This window comes from Polaribacter sp. R2A056_3_33 (genome assembly GCF_019278485.1).
Taxonomy (GTDB): Bacteria; Bacteroidota; Bacteroidia; order Flavobacteriales; family Flavobacteriaceae; genus Polaribacter.
On sequence record NZ_CP058984.1, the window covers coordinates 3,155,368 to 3,171,661 of the forward strand.

At 28.8% G+C, this 16,294-nt stretch carries 14 protein-coding genes and 1 tRNA gene; 11 read left to right on the plus strand and 4 right to left on the minus strand.

Going from position 1 to position 16,294, the window contains the following annotated elements; genetic code table 11:
• Positions 1-2: 2 nt before the first annotated feature.
• From H0I29_RS13290 to H0I29_RS13305, 4 genes are read left to right on the plus strand one after another with little or no spacing between them, the layout of a single operon-like run.
• Positions 3-2,057: a cellulose biosynthesis cyclic di-GMP-binding regulatory protein BcsB gene (locus H0I29_RS13290; protein WP_218752718.1), complete on the plus strand. Its 2,055-nt coding sequence runs from the start codon at positions 3-5 to the stop codon at positions 2,055-2,057.
• Complete coding sequence (locus H0I29_RS13295; protein ID WP_218733143.1) at positions 2,047-2,874, plus strand: hypothetical protein; 828 nt, start codon at positions 2,047-2,049, stop codon at positions 2,872-2,874. Before H0I29_RS13290 ends, H0I29_RS13295 begins: the two co-directional genes overlap by 11 nt.
• A 5-nt stretch (positions 2,875-2,879) precedes the next feature.
• Positions 2,880-4,730: a glycosyltransferase family 2 protein gene (locus tag H0I29_RS13300; RefSeq protein WP_218752719.1), complete on the plus strand. Its 1,851-nt coding sequence runs from the start codon at positions 2,880-2,882 to the stop codon at positions 4,728-4,730.
• Positions 4,731-4,739: 9 nt separating this feature from the next.
• The gene (locus H0I29_RS13305) at positions 4,740-6,320 is read left to right on the plus strand and encodes a hypothetical protein (protein ID WP_218752720.1); all 1,581 of its coding nucleotides are present in this window, start codon (positions 4,740-4,742) and stop codon (positions 6,318-6,320) included.
• Here H0I29_RS13305 and H0I29_RS13310 read toward each other — a convergent pair whose 3' ends face one another.
• The gene (locus H0I29_RS13310; protein ID WP_218752721.1) at positions 6,321-7,334 is read right to left on the minus strand and encodes a glycoside hydrolase family 5 protein; all 1,014 of its coding nucleotides are present in this window, start codon (positions 7,332-7,334) and stop codon (positions 6,321-6,323) included.
• A 171-nt stretch (positions 7,335-7,505) separates the two neighbouring features.
• Here H0I29_RS13310 and H0I29_RS13315 point away from each other — a divergent pair, with 171 nt between their 5' ends.
• Entirely contained in the window at positions 7,506-8,663 is a 1,158-nt protein-coding gene (locus H0I29_RS13315; protein ID WP_218752722.1) for a PLP-dependent aspartate aminotransferase family protein, read from the plus strand.
• 36 nt (positions 8,664-8,699) lie between these two features.
• Here the strand turns inward: H0I29_RS13315 and pckA are convergent, their stop codons facing one another.
• Positions 8,700-10,310, minus strand: coding sequence for a phosphoenolpyruvate carboxykinase (ATP) (pckA, locus tag H0I29_RS13320; protein WP_218733153.1), 1,611 nt, complete (start codon positions 10,308-10,310; stop codon positions 8,700-8,702).
• A gap of 379 nt (positions 10,311-10,689) precedes the next feature.
• Between pckA and bshB1 the strand changes: the two genes are divergently transcribed.
• The 4 genes from bshB1 (at position 10,690) to H0I29_RS13340 (ending at position 13,388) form a co-directional block, all read left to right on the plus strand.
• On the plus strand, positions 10,690-11,406 hold the full coding sequence (gene bshB1, locus H0I29_RS13325; protein ID WP_218752723.1) for a bacillithiol biosynthesis deacetylase BshB1: 717 nt from the start codon (positions 10,690-10,692) through the stop codon (positions 11,404-11,406).
• Between the two features lie 54 nt (positions 11,407-11,460).
• A tRNA-His gene (locus H0I29_RS13330) sits at positions 11,461-11,536 on the plus strand.
• Between the two features lie 246 nt (positions 11,537-11,782).
• A complete protein-coding gene (locus tag H0I29_RS13335; protein ID WP_068451827.1) occupies positions 11,783-12,736 on the plus strand; it encodes a transketolase family protein in 954 nt (317 codons plus the stop codon).
• A gap of 49 nt (positions 12,737-12,785) precedes the next feature.
• A complete protein-coding gene (locus H0I29_RS13340) occupies positions 12,786-13,388 on the plus strand; it encodes a porin family protein (RefSeq protein WP_218752724.1) in 603 nt (200 codons plus the stop codon).
• 519 nt (positions 13,389-13,907) lie between these two features.
• Here the strand turns inward: H0I29_RS13340 and H0I29_RS13345 are convergent.
• Complete coding sequence (locus H0I29_RS13345) at positions 13,908-14,735, minus strand: peptidylprolyl isomerase (protein WP_218752726.1); 828 nt, start codon at positions 14,733-14,735, stop codon at positions 13,908-13,910.
• 80 nt (positions 14,736-14,815) lie between these two features.
• Between H0I29_RS13345 and H0I29_RS13350 the strand changes: the two genes are divergently transcribed.
• Positions 14,816-15,196 carry an RNA-binding S4 domain-containing protein gene (locus H0I29_RS13350; RefSeq protein WP_218733161.1) on the plus strand — a complete coding sequence of 127 codons (381 nt, stop codon included), beginning with the start codon at positions 14,816-14,818 and terminating at the stop codon, positions 15,194-15,196.
• Positions 15,193-15,696: a phosphoribosyltransferase domain-containing protein gene (locus H0I29_RS13355; RefSeq protein WP_218733163.1), complete on the plus strand. Its 504-nt coding sequence runs from the start codon at positions 15,193-15,195 to the stop codon at positions 15,694-15,696. The genes H0I29_RS13350 and H0I29_RS13355 overlap by 4 nt, the downstream gene beginning before the upstream one ends.
• Here the strand turns inward: H0I29_RS13355 and H0I29_RS13360 are convergent.
• Positions 15,688-16,203, minus strand: coding sequence for a shikimate kinase (locus tag H0I29_RS13360; protein ID WP_218752727.1), 516 nt, complete (start codon positions 16,201-16,203; stop codon positions 15,688-15,690). The genes H0I29_RS13355 and H0I29_RS13360 overlap by 9 nt on opposite strands.
• Positions 16,204-16,294: the final 91 nt, after the last annotated feature.

A 16,294-nucleotide genomic window follows, 5' to 3' on the forward strand; every position in this document is an offset into this window, starting at 1 on the left:
TGATGATGAGAAAATATTATTTTATTGTATTGGCAATCTTGTTAGGTATACATACAAAAGGATTTAGTCAAATAATTGAGCACTTTAATGAGTATGATTATAATGATGAAATTACTATTAATGGAGCAAAAGGGATGCAAGATATTTATATACCTATTAATGAGGATATAGATAATTTAAACAGTTATGTAAACTTAGAATTTGCGAGCTCTAGTGTTATAGATTTTAACAATAGTCATATTTCGGTATTATTAGCAGATACTCCAATAGAAACACGTTTTCTTAAAAATCAGAATCAGTTAATTAGTTTTAAAATACCTGTCAAAAAAAAGTATATAGTTTCTGGTTTTATAAAACTTACTGTTAAAACCAATTTAAAAATAGGTGCAGAAACATGTGAAATATATTCTGAAGGTGGCTTTTGGGTTAAATTAACAGAAAACTCTTTTTTCTCTTATAAAATTCTACCAACAAAGAAAACACTTGTAGAAAAAACAATTAGTTATACTGTACCAGATATTAAGTATGTTGTTTTATCAGAAAAAAATAACATTGAAGATATAAAGTATGCAGCTTACATTAAGTTTTATTTAAAGAGAGTTTACGGTTTAGATATTAAAGTTAAAAATATTAAAGAGTTTGATAATAGCGTTATAAGTAATGCAATTATATTAATGCCTTTTGATCATTTAAGTGAAAAAATAACAAAAGAGTTACCAAACTTTAAAGACAAAGACGCAGGTTTAATTAGTGTATATAGAGATCAAAATAAAGACTCAATTAGTTTAGAAGTTAGTCAAGGACAAAATATTGTGGTTACCGGAAAAACAGCATTAGGTTTTGGTAAAGCTGCACACTATTTGCTGCAAAAGCATTTATTAAACTCTTCTTATGTAGATTATGTTTTTGTAAGAAAACAAGCAAAATTATTAGATATACCAAAAAGGAAAGATTATGAGCCTATCTATTTTAAAGAGTTAGGTGCACAAAACAATGTTTTAAAAGGAATTGGATATATACAATCTAATATTGCTGTGCCAAGGTCTTATTTTGGGTCTAATGTTAAAAAAATGGACGTAAAAATAAATGGAAAATACAGGCCTTTAGCAGATGGAGAGCAAGGATACTTTAACCTTTATTTTAACGATAACTTCTTAAGTTCTTATAAATTAAATGCATCTGGAGAGTTAGATATTCAATTTGATTTTGATGATGTTGTTATGCAACAAGAAAATAACTTTAAGTACGAGTTTTATTTTGTGCCAAAAGGAGGTTTATGTGGAGCAACTGAAGCTAAATTTTATGGGCAAATAGATATTGTAAACTCTTATTTTAAACCTATTGGTTACGAGACTTCTTCTTCATTATCATTTTTTAGATTTCCAGAAAACTTTCAATCTAAACCTTTAACCGTTTATACAGATTTAGAAGCAGATGATAAATTAATTGCTCCAATATCTGAGTTAATTGATATTATTAATCCAGGAGAAGCAGGTTTGTCTGGTTTTATTTATCCGGCAATTAAACATGCAAGTTTAAAAGAGATCGAAAAAGACTTAGCAACTTCTAAAATTATTATTAGTTCTAATAGGGATAAGTTTTCAGGCTTTTTTGGAGCATCTACATTTATAAAATTTAAAGATAATACAGTAGAATATAAATCAGAAGAAATCAATCCTTTCTTTAATGTAGAGTATGAAAAAAGTATGGGGTTCAATCAGCTTTTTTATCATAAAGAAATTCCAATAATGTTGGTTAATGTTCCTGAAGACTATAAAGAAAGTACGTTATTGTCATTAGTTTCTAATATTAGAGAACAAACGATCTCAAATACAGGAAATGTAATTGTTTCTGATAATGAAAATTCTTACTATTTTGATTTAAGATTGGTAAATGAGAATCATGATAAAAATTACATCAACTATTTGTTAGATGATTTCTGGGGAAAATATAGACTATTTATTGTTTCTGTATTGTTAATTTTAGGAATATTGGTCTTGGTGTTTATTTTTCAAAAATCTAAAGAGTCTAAAGCAAAAATTAAAAATGAAAATTAAGTTTCTTATTCTTTTTTTATTATTGAATACATGCATATGCTATTCTCAAAACCCATGGCTACAAGGTAAAGGAGACGTATTGTTGTCTCCTTCTGTAACTCATTATTATACAGATACCAATAGTGATAATAGTAGTAATAAGTCAGACTTTAGTAATAATGGTTTTTATGAAAACTATGTTTATAAACTATATTTTTCTACATCATTAATTAGTAATAAATTAAGTTTAATAGGAAACATACCATACATTAAAAGTACCTATGGAGATGATTCTACTTTAGATAACAATAACGAATTAGGTGATGTGGAATTAGGTGTAAAAATGCATTTAAAAAAGATTGGTGAATATCATTATTTAATGGGATCATTAACAACGATAATACCAATGTATAGTAACGATGTTGGACCATTTGTTGGTTTCGATAAATTTGGAACCGAATTAAAGGTTAATATTTCTGGAAACTCTAAATGGATGGGGATTAATGATAACTTTCATCAATTAGAATTTGGTATTAAAAAGTTTTTTGATGGAGGACCTTATCAATTTAAACTTTATGGATCACAAGCTTATAGACTTACAGATAAGTTTCTTGTAATGGGAGACGTAGAAGTACTACTTTCTAGAGGTGATGATTTTACAGTTTCTCAAGAAAATATTAGAATAACACCAGATTTTGATATCTTAAAAACAACCTTAAATTTTGGGTATGAATTTTCTCCTAATTTTGCTTTATATGCAGGTGGTTTTAGTGATTTATGGAATAGAAATATTTCTGTAGGTAAAGGTTGGCAAATATTTAGTGTCATAAAACTTTAAGCGTTATGAGAAGTTTTAATATAGACCTTCATAGAAAAGAGCTGTTTGTAGAGAGTGAATTGCTTTCTAATAAGCAAGTTTCTGAAATTGAAAGATTTAAAGTTAAATTAAATAAGTCATTTCTTAAAATAGCACTTAACCACGGGTTTATATCACGTTTTCATTATAATAAAGTAATCGTAGGCTTAGAGCTTCCTACTTATAATATAAACTGTGATGAAATAGAGGAATACAAATCTTTTTCTGATACTCACGAACGATTCAATTTATTTTTAAACACATTAATTTTTCCAATAGAGCACAATAATAAAGTTGCTTTTGTGGTGGCAGATCCATCAGATCTTAATAACATTAGATTAGTAGAAGAAGAGTTGCAAGTAGCTGTTTCAGAGGTTTTTGTAACCAATGAGTTAGATTTAAATAAAGCGTTACATTTAAAGTATGGAGGTGAAACTTTACATAAATCTGTGTTTAATTTATATGAAAAAGACCCTGATAGTTGTGCTATAGAAACCTTTACTTTAAAGCAAGTTATAGCATTAGGAGTGTTGTTTTTAATATTTTTAATTTTTTTATATTTTAACTTTGTAGATACATTAATTGGAGCAAATTTAGTATTAAATTTATTTTTGCTATTCTCTATTCTTTTTAAGTTTATGCTTACTATTCATGGCTCTAAAACAGAGCTAGAAAGCAAAGTAAGTAAAGAAGAAATAGAATTAATTACAGCTGAAGAGTTACCTATATATACAATTCATTTACCGGTGTTTAAAGAATCTGAAGTGATTCAGAAATTAGTGTGGAACTTAAATAACCTTGATTATCCGATAGAAAAATTAGATGCAAAATTGTTAATTGAGTCAGATGATGAGATGACATACAATGCAATTAGAGAGATGAAATTCCCTACTAATTTCGAACCTATTATAATTCCTTATGCACAACCTAAAACAAAACCAAAAGCATGTAACTATGGGCTGTATTTTTCTAAAGGAAAATATTTAACTATATACGATGCAGAGGATATACCAGATAGTGATCAATTAAAACAAACGTATAAATTATTTCAGAAACTACCAGAAGATTATATAGCCATACAATGTGCTTTAAACTATTTTAATAAGAGTGAAAACTTTTTAACGAAGATGTTTACGTTAGAGTACTCTTATTGGTTTGATTATATGCTTCCTGGGTTAGATAGTCTTAGAATTCCGATTCCGTTAGGCGGTACAAGTAATCATTTTAAGTTTGATAAATTAATGGAACTTGGTGGATGGGATGGTTTTAATGTAACAGAAGATGCCGATTTAGGGTTACGTTGTTATGCTAAAGATTATAAAATTACGGTGTTAGATTCTACTACTTATGAAGAAGCAAATAATGAGTTTTTTAATTGGATAAGACAACGCTCTAGATGGATTAAAGGATACATGCAAACCTATTTGGTTCACATGAGAAATCCTATAAAGTTATACAAATCTATTGGGACTAGAGGTTTTTTTGGATTTCAGTTTTTTATTGGAGGAACGGTATTTACTTTCTTAAGTTATCCTATTTTATTACTTTTTCTATTGATTTATATTTGTTTTAAAAGTAAGTGGATAGAGTTGTTGTTTCCAGATTGGTTAATTATTATTTCTTTAGTTAACTTTACTTTAGGGAACTTAATTATGATTTATACCAATATGATTGCTATTTTTAAAAGAAGATCATACTCATTAATAATATACGCTTTAGCAAACCCTGTTTATTGGTTAATGCATTCTATCTCTGCATACAAAGGGTTACATCAATTAATAACCAAACCTTTTTATTGGGAAAAAACCAATCATGGTTTAACTAAAAAGAAGAATTAAAAAAAAGGTATGGATAAAATTAAGACAAAGAGTTCAACGCTCTCTTTTTTTATAATATGGTTTGTTTACTTAGCTTTTTACAGTTTTGTAACAATGGTAATTCGTGAAGATGGATATTTAAATTTTGAACCTCTATTTATTACAAGCCATATAAATACATTGTTTGATAGTGGAGAGTTAGTTAAAAATTTCTTTTTATCTTATCCTTTGTTAACGAATGTGTTATCTTATCCTTTTTCTGTATTTAGCGCAGTAGATGCTCCTTTTTTTGCATCGATATTTTATACTTCATTGTTTACAACAATGGTAGTAACTATTGTAGGGAAAGAGAAAAATAAAGTAATTAAAGTACTTTTGTTTTTATATTTCTTATTTAGTCCAATAACATTTTATACAGCAACTTCTGGTACATCGTTGTATGCTTTTTACATCTTATATTTTTTAATTTTTTATTATCTATTTAATTACATTAAAAAATTTACAACGTATCACATAGCAATACTTAGTATTATTTTAAGTTTAGCAATATTTTTAGATTATAGAATTTTATGGATACTTCTTCTTCTAGTTTTTCATGTATTTGTTTTTAGTATATACGGAGTAAAAGGATTGTTATCTTCAAATGTTATTATTAAGTATATTAAAATTACACAACATAAATCATTAAGAAGAAAGTTTAGAGGGCGTTTAGGATCTATGGTGTTTATTATTGGTTTTTTTCCTATAACAAGTTTATTGTTGTATTTATTTATCAATTATTTAATGGGAGATGATTCTTTTTATTTTTATAATTCATTAGAAACTAGATGGAATGGTAATAGTTTTTTAAGCTTAATAGATTCAGATAGTATTACAAGTTTAAAGAATAAAGCAGTAAACGATTTTTCTTTTCTTTCTATAGTTGCTTTTATAGTACCTATTTATCTGTTTGAATTGATAAGTCATTACAAGAGAGGTCTAAAAGTCTTTATTTTATTATTAGTTCCGTTATTGTTATATGTTTTGGTAAGAGGTAGTCAAATTGACTATATGGGCTTATTTTATTATGTTATTATTATAGCAGCTGGTATTGCGTCTATAGCAACTACATCACTTAAAAATTTTAAGTTAAAAAGTATAACTTATTTTAGTTACGCATGCTTGTTTATAATTAGTATCTATGGTGAATATTTATATTTAGAAAAATCATCGTATACTTCAGAGCAAGTTTTCTTTAAAAGTGTAGTAGAAAAAAAACAAAATAATGTGTTACAAGATTATAAAAGCGGAGGTAGGTTTTTGGCACTTAACACACCTAAAAACTCTGTAGTTTTATGTGATAAATCTATTATGTATCCTATAGTAGCTTACAGCGAAAAAAATAACTATTTTATATCTAATGCATCAGTAGATTATGATAAAGCATTTTACAATCCAAAAAAATACTGTGATTACTTAATTATTTCAAATACCAAATCTCCTTTTTATTTTTTAGATAAGGTAGCATCAAATCTTAAGAGTATCGAAAAAAATGGGGCAAGTATTAGTAGTTACAGAAGTAAGGTAGTCTATTTTTGCAGTACTTTTAAAATTGTTAAGATTATAAAATAATTACATACAATCAAAAATTTCAGTAATATTATCAATACCAAAATTTCCGTTGTATTCCCATAAATAACTTTTTATGTTGTTTTCTTTAAAGATGCTGATAACATCTTTAAAGTATTGGCATCTATATGCTGGATCAATAGAATTAATAGCACCAAACTCTGTACACCATAATTCAACGTTATTTTGTTGCGCCCATTTTACAATTGTATTTATTTTATGACTTAAAGACGTCTTATTTGCCATGTCTTTATAATCTTTGTAATTAATTTCCCCAGGAGTTCCTAGTGTTTTTAAATTGATTTCAGGCATTTTAATAGAATCGTATGGATATGGAATAGCTACCGTTTTAGTTTGATTTCCACCCCAATCTGCTCCTTGATGCGTAAAAATAAAAGGTTCGTAAAAGTGAAAGACATAAACAAGGTTTTTATAAGGAAAAGGCTTTTTTCTAGCCAATTCATAAATGCTATTGTAATTGGTAGCGCCTATAAGTATCTTCGTTTTTTTGTCTTCTTCTCTTATTTCAGAAACAATTTCATGCACCATTTCATCCCATTGAGTAGGATATAAATTAGGCTCGTTTACAATTTCGTAATAAACGTTATTAGAATACTTTTTTAATTTATGGCTAATATATTTCCAGTTTTTTTTAATAGTTTTAATGTTCGTATAATTTGTTTCTCGATCTAAAGTATGATCAAAATAACAAACAATTAATGTCATTTCTTTTTTTCTGATGTACTTTACAATTTTAATTAAATCTCTTAAAAATCTACGTTTAGATTTTTTTTCGAATTGATATTCAAAAGAAACAGGTAATCTAATATCCTTAATACCTTGTTTGTGTAGTTTGTCAATATCAGCAATAATATCCTTATAATTTAGTTCTTTATCCTCCCAAAACCTCTCGTAACCTGTTAGATTTATTCCTGGTGCAAAATTATTTTGTTGAGATTGTAATTTATTATTAGTTAATAATAAAAGCATAATACAAAGGGCTTTTAAAAAATTCATAGGATGCACATTAATTTAGTAAAGATATTATGCTTTTATAGATCATTTTTAAAATCTAATTAATTTTATAAAATATTTATATACAAAATATTCTATTCTGTGAAGATATTTGTTTTTTTAGTGGATTGCACAAGGAATTACTAAATTAGCAATCATAAAATAATGATAGAAATGAAAGAATCTAAGAAACTAGGAATAAATACTACTTGTGTTCACGTTGGAGAAGTAAAAGACGAACAGTTTAAAGGAGCTGTTTCTCCTATTTACACATCTACTTCTTATGCTTTTGATGGTGTAGATGTTAAACGTTATCCGCGTTATTTTAACACGCCAAATCAAGAAATGTTGCACAAGAAAATTGCTGCCTTAGAAAAAACAGAGGATGCTTTAATTTTTGGTTCTGGAATGGCAGCTATTTCTGCAGCATTATTTGCTTTTTTACAAAAAGGAGATCATGTAGTTATACAGCAAGTAATTTATGGTGGAACTTATAATTTTATAGTTTCAGAATTTGATAAATTCGGAATAGAATATTCTTTTACAGAATCTGATAAAGTGGAAGATTTTAAGGCTTTAATTAAAGAAAACACAAAAGTCTTGTATATAGAAACGCCTTCTAATCCGTTATTAGGTATTACAGATATGAAAGCAATTGCTGCTTTGGCAAAAGAAAATGGTATACTAACAATGATAGATAATACGTTTGCATCACCTATAAATCAAAATCCTATAGATTTCGGAATTGATATTATGTTGCATTCTGCTACTAAGTATATGGGAGGTCATTCAGATATTTCTGCAGGAGCCATTGCCGCAACTACAGAGCATATTGAAAGAATATGGAAAACGGCCATCAATTTTGGTGGTAATTTAAGTGATCAAACCGTTTGGTTGTTAGAAAGAAGTTTAAAAACACTGAATTTACGTGTAAAAGAACAGACTAAAAACGCCCAAAAAATGGCTGAGTTCTTAGAAAATAACACTGACATTGATAGGGTTTATTATCCAGGATTAAAAAGTCATCCTCAGTACGAATTGGCAAAGAAGCAGATGAAAGGTTTTGGAGCAATGATGTCTTTTGAGTTATCTAAAGGAATTGATGCAATAAAATTTCAGAATCATTTACAATTGATAAAACCATCAATGAGTTTAGCAGGTTTAGAAAGTACCACAGTAAGTCCTGTACAAACAACACACGCTTTATTAAGTGTAGAAGAGCGTTTGGCAAGAGGAATTAAAGATGGTTTAATTCGTTTTTCTGTTGGTATAGAGGAATCAGAAGATTTAATTGAAGATATTTTACAAGCAATAAAAAAAGCAAAGAGTTAAACTCTTTGCTTTTAATGTAAAAAGGAATAATAAATTTTACATGTGATCTAATTGGTGGTGTTCGTCAATTAATGGTCCACCTTCAATAATGTGTTCTGATGCTTCATTTGCAAATTTCTCAAAGTTTAAGTGGAAGAAGTGTGCTAAGTGAATTGCTTTACTAATATATGCACTTTTGTTTATCCAAGTATTCATTGGGTTTAACATTTCTGTTGGTACATTAGGACAATATTTTGGCATAAATAATCCGAAAATTGGGTGTTGTTCAAACTCGATGTTATCTAAACTTCCGTTTAAAATTTCAGAAATCATTGCTCTTGTGTATTTTAATTTAATACGAGAACCAGTTCCGTAAGGACCTCCAGACCAACCTGTGTTAATTAACCAAACATTTACACCAGCTTCAGTCATTTTTTTACTTAGCATTTCTGCGTATTTTGTTGGGTGTAATGGCATAAAAGGCTCACCAAAACAAGCAGAGAAAGATGGTACAGGCTCTGTAATTCCTGCTTCTGTACCTGCAACTTTAGCAGTATATCCAGAGATAAAGTGGTATGCAGCTTGTCCAGGAGTTAATTTAGAAACTGGAGGCAATACACCAAAAGCATCTGCAGTTAAAAAGAAAATATTTTTAGGGTTACTTGCATAAGAAGGTTTTGCAATGTTATCTATGTGATAAATTGGGTAACTTACACGTGTGTTTTGTGTAATTGTACTATCCATATAATCTACATCTCCATCTTTATTGAATACTACGTTTTCTAATAAAGCGCCTGGTTTAATTGCTCTAAAGATATCTGGTTCTTTTTCTTCTGATAAATCAATTACTTTAGCATAACATCCACCTTCAAAGTTAAAGATATTGTTTTCTGCTGTCCATCCATGCTCATCATCACCAATTAATTTTCTTTTTGGATCTGCAGATAAAGTTGTTTTTCCTGTTCCAGATAATCCGAAGAAAATTGCTGTATCTCCATCTTCACCAACATTTGCAGAACAGTGCATTGGTAATACATCTCTTTCTACTGGTAATACTAAGTTTAATGCAGAGAAAATACCTTTTTTAATTTCTCCTGTATAAGCAGAACCTCCAATTAAAGCAATTTTATCTGTAAAGTTAATGATAGAGAAGTTTCCTTGACGAATTCCGTACGCTTTTGGGTCATCACAAACATAACCTGGTGCACATAAAACTAACCATTCTTCATCAAAATTAGCTAACTCTTCTTCAGAAGGTCTTAAGAACATGTTAAATACAAATGAACTAGACCAAGGATATTCTGTTACTGTTCTAATGTCTGTTTTGTAAGTTGGATCTGCACAAACATAACCATCTCTTACATATAATTCTCTGTTAGATAAGTAATCTACAACATTCGCTTTTAATTTATCGAAGTTTTCTTGAGAAACTGGTTTGTTGGTTTTTCCCCACCAAACTTTGTCTGCTGTATAGTCATCTTTTACAATAAATCTATCTTGAGGAGATCTACCAGTAAATTTACCTGTATTAATAGCTAAAGTTCCATTTTTGGTTTCTTTACCCATTCCTTTTTCAATAGTAATTTTTTGAAGTTCAGCAGGAGATAAGTTCCATTTTACAGTTACGTTTTTTAATCCGTAGGTTTCCATGTTTCTGTTGGTTTCCATAATTTTATATTTATTAATTAATGTGTATTACAATTGCCAATTTGTTGGCTTTTATATTATTGTTTTTCTATACTGTAAAATTACTCACATTATAGAGGTTGTTTTATGACATATATCATACTGGCGCCGAACAGCAAATTTTTATGATAATCCTAACAAAAAGATGCCCACTTTATATAAAATTAAATACGAAAACGTAATAGAAATAATTTCTTATTACGTTTCTTTAAAAAATGATTATTTTTGATGATTGAAATTATTGTTTTGTTGTAGATTAATTAATAAAACGATGAATTTGTTGTCTATTTTAAGACAACAGAATGTTTTTTATAGTAAAAACTGATAAAAAATTAATTTATATTAAATAAGTACATTATATATGAAATTAGATATTTTGGCTTTTGGAGCCCATCCAGATGATGTAGAATTGGGTTGTGGAGCTACTATTGCAAAAGAAATTTCTTTAGGAAAAAAAGTAGGAATTGTAGATCTTACAAGGGGTGAATTAGGTACTCGAGGTTCTGCAGATTTAAGAGATATTGAAGCCGCTAATTCAGCAAAGATTTTAGGGGTTTCTGTACGTGAAAATTTAAGGTTTTCTGATGGTTTTTTCACCAATGATAAAAAGCATCAATTAGCCATTATTAAAATGATACGAAAGTACCAACCAGAAATTGTTTTGTGTAATGCTGTTGATGATCGTCATATAGATCATCCAAAAGGAAGTAGTTTAGTTTCTGATGCATGCTTTTTAAGTGGTCTATTAAAAATTGAAACAGAAGTAGGAGGAGAGTTGCAAGAAAAATGGCGACCAAAATTAGTATATCATTATATACAATGGAAAAATATAACTCCAGACTTTGTAATTGATGTTACCGGGTTTATGGATATTAAGAAGAAATCTGTATTAGCCTACACTTCTCAGTTCTATGATCCAACAAGTAATGAGCCTGAAACACCTATTACAAGTAAGAATTTTACAGATAGTGTAGATTATAGAGCAAAAGATTTAGGAAGATTGATTGGAGTGGAATCTGCAGAAGGCTTTACTACAGAGCGTTATGTGGCTGTAGAAAATTTAAGTAAATTAATTTAATATTTTATTTTGTTGAATTAGAAAAAAGATATATATTTGCAGCCGCAATTATATGGTGGTTGTAGCTCAGTTGGTTAGAGTATCGGTTTGTGGTACCGAGTGTCGCGGGTTCGAGTCCCGTCTTCCACCCAGAAAAACAAAGCTTCTTAGAAATAAGAAGCTTTTTTTGTGCCCTTTTTTTTCTGATGATGTTTTTTATAATGATGAACTGTTGGTTCGAAAAAATTAAAAACCAATTTATAATACTTTTATCTATGCTTTTTATCAAGCTTGCTTGTAATATTTAGAAAAGTCTTTACCTATTATGTGTTTTCTCTTCTCTAAAGTAAAATAAAAGTTTATTTTTACGCAAATTTTACAACACAACAAATTTATAATGAAAAAATACACGTACACAGAAAAAAAAGACACTCGTTCAGGTTTTGGAGATGGTTTAACAGAATTAGGTAGAACAAACCCAAACGTAGTTGCCTTATGTGCAGATTTAATTGGTTCTTTAAAAATGGATCAATTTATTGAAGAAAACCCTGAGAGATTTTTCCAGATTGGTATTGCAGAAGCAAATATGATTAGTATTGCTGCAGGATTAACAATTGGAGGTAAAATTCCTTTTACAGGTACATTTGCTAACTTTTCTACAGGTAGAGTGTATGACCAAATTCGTCAATCTGTGGCGTATTCTGGTAAAAACGTAAAAATTTGTGCATCTCATGCAGGAGTTACTTTAGGAGAAGATGGCGCAACACACCAAATATTAGAAGATATTGGGTTGATGAAGATGTTACCAGGAATGACCGTAATTAATACGTGTGATTACAACCAAACAAAAGCAGCAACAATTGCAATTGCAGATTTTGATGGACCTGTATATTTACGTTTTGGTCGTCCGAAAGTACCAGTATTTATGCCAACAGATGAAAAATTTGAAATAGGTAAAGGAATACAATTAACAGAAGGAACAGATGTAACTATTGTTGCAACAGGACACTTAGTTTGGGAATCTTTACAAGCTGCCGAACAATTAGAAGCAGAAGGAATCTCTGTAGAGGTAATTAATATTCATACCATTAAACCTTTAGATGAAGATATTATCTTAAAGTCTGTCGCTAAAACTGGTTGTATTGTTACTGCAGAAGAGCATAATAAATTAGGTGGTTTAGGAGAAAGTGTTGCTAGAACTTTAGCTTTAAACACACCTACACCTCAAGAATTTGTTGCTACAGATGATACTTTTGGAGAATCTGGAACACCAGAACAATTAATGGCTAAATATGGTTTAGATGCTGCTGCAGTTGTAAAAGCTGTTAAAAAAGTAATTTCTAGAAAATAAAAGCGTTAGTATTTTAAAGATCTTTAATAGTAACTTAAAATAATAAATGATGAAGAAAGTAATTTTAATGTTTTGTTTGGCAGTTGGATTTACACAATTGTCAAATGCTCAGATAGATTTTGGTTTAAAAGCAGGTGTAAACTATAATAATGCGGGAGAAGACTCTTTTAAAGAATCCTCAGCAGATATTATAGATGGAGGAGCAGAAGCTAAGACTGGTTATCATGTAGGTTTGTGGTTTAGAGGAGATATTCCTGTTTTAGGTGGTTTATACTTAAGACCAGAAATTGTTTATACACAAGTTAAAACAGAATTTGAATTACTAAGTGATTCAGATGATTATTCATTTAAGAAATTAGATGTACCTGTTTTAGTAGGTAAAAAATTCTTAGGATTTGCAAATGTTTTTATTGGTCCTTCTTTTCAATACATTTTAGATGATGAAATTAGTTATAAAGAATTTACTTCTGATGAACTTGATAAATTCTCTGTAGGGCTTCAAATGGGAGTAGGAGTAGAATTTGGTAATATAGGTGTTGATGTACGTTGGGAAAGAGGTTTGACTAACAATGAGGCTAATTTTGTTACAGATAATTTTACCGTAGATAACAGAACGAATCAAATAATATTTGGACTTTCTTTAAAATTATAAGTACACAAATTATTTAATATTAAAAAAGCTCTTGAAATTTTCAAGAGCTTTTTTGTTTTCTGTTGTTTTCCAGTCTGAGTGTAATAGAACTGTAGAGGTTTATTTTTATTAGGTATTAGAAACCTCTTTCTATTATTTGTTCTACGATTCTATAAAGGGGATATTAGGTTACAAGTTGTGCATTTCTGTTTTATTGTGACTTTAGTAAAATCGGTTTGTGATGTTTTAAGCTAGATGTATCTAAAACTCCTTAAAATGGTTATGTTGATGAAAACTCTATTCATTTAAAAGCTGTAAATCTTTAGAGCTACTAAGGTCTTTAAGATACGCTGTAATCAATTGATAAGATTATATATGAAGAAGTATATCAACCTCTTTTAATGTGCTTATTTAAGTTTTTTTATCAACTCTATTTCTTAAAGTTTCTAATATCGTTGTTTTGGTGAAAAGTGAAAAATTAGGACAAAAAAAAACTCTTGAGAAATCAAGAGTTTTTACAATATTTAAAATCTTATTTATTTAAACGTTAGGGTTTAAATAATCTGGTGTTGTAGGGAAATCTGTATCACTAAAATCATTTGTTAAGTCTCCATCACCATTATTATCTTCTTCACTTGAAGGTGTACCATCATTATCATGATCAGTATCTTTTACAAAATCAAGTAATTCAATATAAAATAGTAAGTTTTGGTCCACTAAACTACTCGAATAATTATTTGTGAATAATGATGTATAAGCCAGTCCAGAAGGAATAAATAAAATTCCTTTTCCTCCTTCTAAATAAGTTATTGGTCCATTAAAAGTATCTCCATTATCCTCTTTTTTTAAATATCCTCCTTTAAAATTTTCAAAACCAAAAGACCAACCTCTAACAGCTAATCTATCGTAGCTAAACCAATCTCCTACACCCTGAGAATTACTGTCAAACGTTGCACTTAACTCTGTAGAAGACGTAATAACTTGGCCTGAATATCTAGCGAAAATTGAATCTGATACTGAAGGGTATCCTTTATCAACAGAAGGATTGTCAGTGTTTGGATCGATAGGGTTTCCTTCTTTTATTTTATATACGTAAAGCGTATAATCAATATCATTTCTTTTAACCTCCATTTTAATAATATTATCATATAGTGGTGTTTTTCCAGAAACTAATGTTTTAACAGAATCTAAAGAAGCATCATAATAATAGTTCTTTAAAAACTTCACTATAGAATCATTATCAGACAAAGCAAGTTCCTCATGATCTATATCTAAAAAAGGATTGTCAATTCCATTACTATCATCTCCACAAGAATATATTACGACACTTAAAACAATAAATGCAAAAATACTTTTAATTTTATTCATTTAATCTATAATTTTTGAGCGTGCAATTTACCAATTTTATACCTTTGTAAAAAGACAAACGTTATATTTTAACTATTTATATGAGAATTGATAAATATTTGTGGTGTATTAGAATTTTTAAAACAAGAAGTTTAGCATCTACAGCATGTAAGAAAGGGCAAGTTAAGATAGATAATAAAAGCTTAAAGCCTTCTAAAGAAGTGTTTGGAGATGAATTGATTTTAGTAAGAAAAAATCAAATAAACTATCAAATAAAAGTTTTAGATTTACCGGAAAGTAGAGTTGGGGCTAAAATAGTAGATCTTTATAGAAAAGATGTAACGCCTAAAGAGGAGTTTGAGAAAACAGACCTCTTAAAATACGCTAAAGACTATTACAGAAAAAAGGGTACAGGTAGGCCAACCAAAAAAGACAGGCGAGATATAGACGATTATCAAGAAGATACAACAGAAGAAATATGACAACATCAGGTAGCATTATATTAAATCAATTGCAAATTTCTCAAAAAATAAGAAGGATTGCTTATCAGATCTATGAAACAAATAGTTCGGAGAAAGAAGTTATTCTTGCTGGTATTGTAGGTAATGGCTTTATTTTTGCTGAAAAATTAATGGAAGTTTTACAAGAAATATCACCTTTAAAAGTAACTCTTTGTAAAGTTAATATTGATAAAAAAAATCCTTTAAAACCTATTACCACTTCTCTAAATATTGAAGATTATAAAAATAAATCTTTGGTTTTAGTTGATGATGTTTTAAGCTCTGGAACTACGCTAATTTACGGAATTAAGCATTTTTTAGACGTTCCTTTAAAGAGATTTAAAACAGCTGTATTGGTAAATAGAAATCACAAAAAATATCCTGTTAAGGCAGATTTTAAAGGAATTTCTCTGTCTACTTCTATAAAAGAACATATACAAGTAGAATTTTCGGCAAATGAAGCAATTGCTTATTTAGCTTAATAAGCTTTCCAATTCTTCCGCAACTTCTGCTTTAGTTTTATTGTCTATTTTTACAATAGCCTTTGCTTGTTCATAAAAAGGGCGTCTTTCAAAAAGGTGTTTTGCTACAAACTCTGGAATTTGATCATCTCCTAAAGAAGCTATTAATGGTCTTTTAGCTTTTTTTCTAATTAATCTCTCTATCATTGTAGCTGTGCTACCTTGTAAATAGATCGATTTTGCATCAGAATTATTAATTTCTTCCATATTATTTGCATAACAAGGCGTTCCGCCACCTAAAGCAAGGATGAAATCTTTGTCTTTTGCTAGAATTTCTTTTAAATATTTGTTTTCTATCAATCTAAAATAGACTTCTCCTTTGGTTTTAAATATTTCAGAAATAGACATTTTTTCTTTTTCAATAATGTAATCATCTAAGTCTAAAAAATTCATTGACAGCTTTTTAGAAAGTCGTTTGCCAATACTAGATTTTCCTGAAGCCATATAACCTAAAAGTACTATTTTCATCTATTTGTGTTTTTATGCAAATATCTATAAAAAAAAATCAATTTAATGCTTATTATTCCAATGTTTGATAGTATATTTGCAACCGGTTTAC

Excerpts from the sequence above, each read along its gene's own strand:
- H0I29_RS13290 (WP_218752718.1), top strand. The coding sequence starts at position 3 with ATGATGAGAAAATATTATTTTATTGTATTGGCAATCTTGTTAGGTATA.
- H0I29_RS13295 (WP_218733143.1), top strand. The coding sequence starts at position 2,047 with ATGAAAATTAAGTTTCTTATTCTTTTTTTATTATTGAATACATGCATA.
- H0I29_RS13300 (WP_218752719.1), top strand. The coding sequence starts at position 2,880 with ATGAGAAGTTTTAATATAGACCTTCATAGAAAAGAGCTGTTTGTAGAG.
- H0I29_RS13305 (WP_218752720.1), top strand. The coding sequence starts at position 4,740 with ATGGATAAAATTAAGACAAAGAGTTCAACGCTCTCTTTTTTTATAATA.
- H0I29_RS13310 (WP_218752721.1), bottom strand. The coding sequence starts at position 7,334 with ATGAATTTTTTAAAAGCCCTTTGTATTATGCTTTTATTATTAACTAAT.
- H0I29_RS13315 (WP_218752722.1), top strand. The coding sequence starts at position 7,506 with ATGAAAGAATCTAAGAAACTAGGAATAAATACTACTTGTGTTCACGTT.
- pckA (WP_218733153.1), bottom strand. The coding sequence starts at position 10,310 with ATGGAAACCAACAGAAACATGGAAACCTACGGATTAAAAAACGTAACT.
- bshB1 (WP_218752723.1), top strand. The coding sequence starts at position 10,690 with ATGAAATTAGATATTTTGGCTTTTGGAGCCCATCCAGATGATGTAGAA.
- H0I29_RS13335 (WP_068451827.1), top strand. The coding sequence starts at position 11,783 with ATGAAAAAATACACGTACACAGAAAAAAAAGACACTCGTTCAGGTTTT.
- H0I29_RS13340 (WP_218752724.1), top strand. The coding sequence starts at position 12,786 with ATGAAGAAAGTAATTTTAATGTTTTGTTTGGCAGTTGGATTTACACAA.
- H0I29_RS13345 (WP_218752726.1), bottom strand. The coding sequence starts at position 14,735 with ATGAATAAAATTAAAAGTATTTTTGCATTTATTGTTTTAAGTGTCGTA.
- H0I29_RS13350 (WP_218733161.1), top strand. The coding sequence starts at position 14,816 with ATGAGAATTGATAAATATTTGTGGTGTATTAGAATTTTTAAAACAAGA.
- H0I29_RS13355 (WP_218733163.1), top strand. The coding sequence starts at position 15,193 with ATGACAACATCAGGTAGCATTATATTAAATCAATTGCAAATTTCTCAA.
- H0I29_RS13360 (WP_218752727.1), bottom strand. The coding sequence starts at position 16,203 with ATGAAAATAGTACTTTTAGGTTATATGGCTTCAGGAAAATCTAGTATT.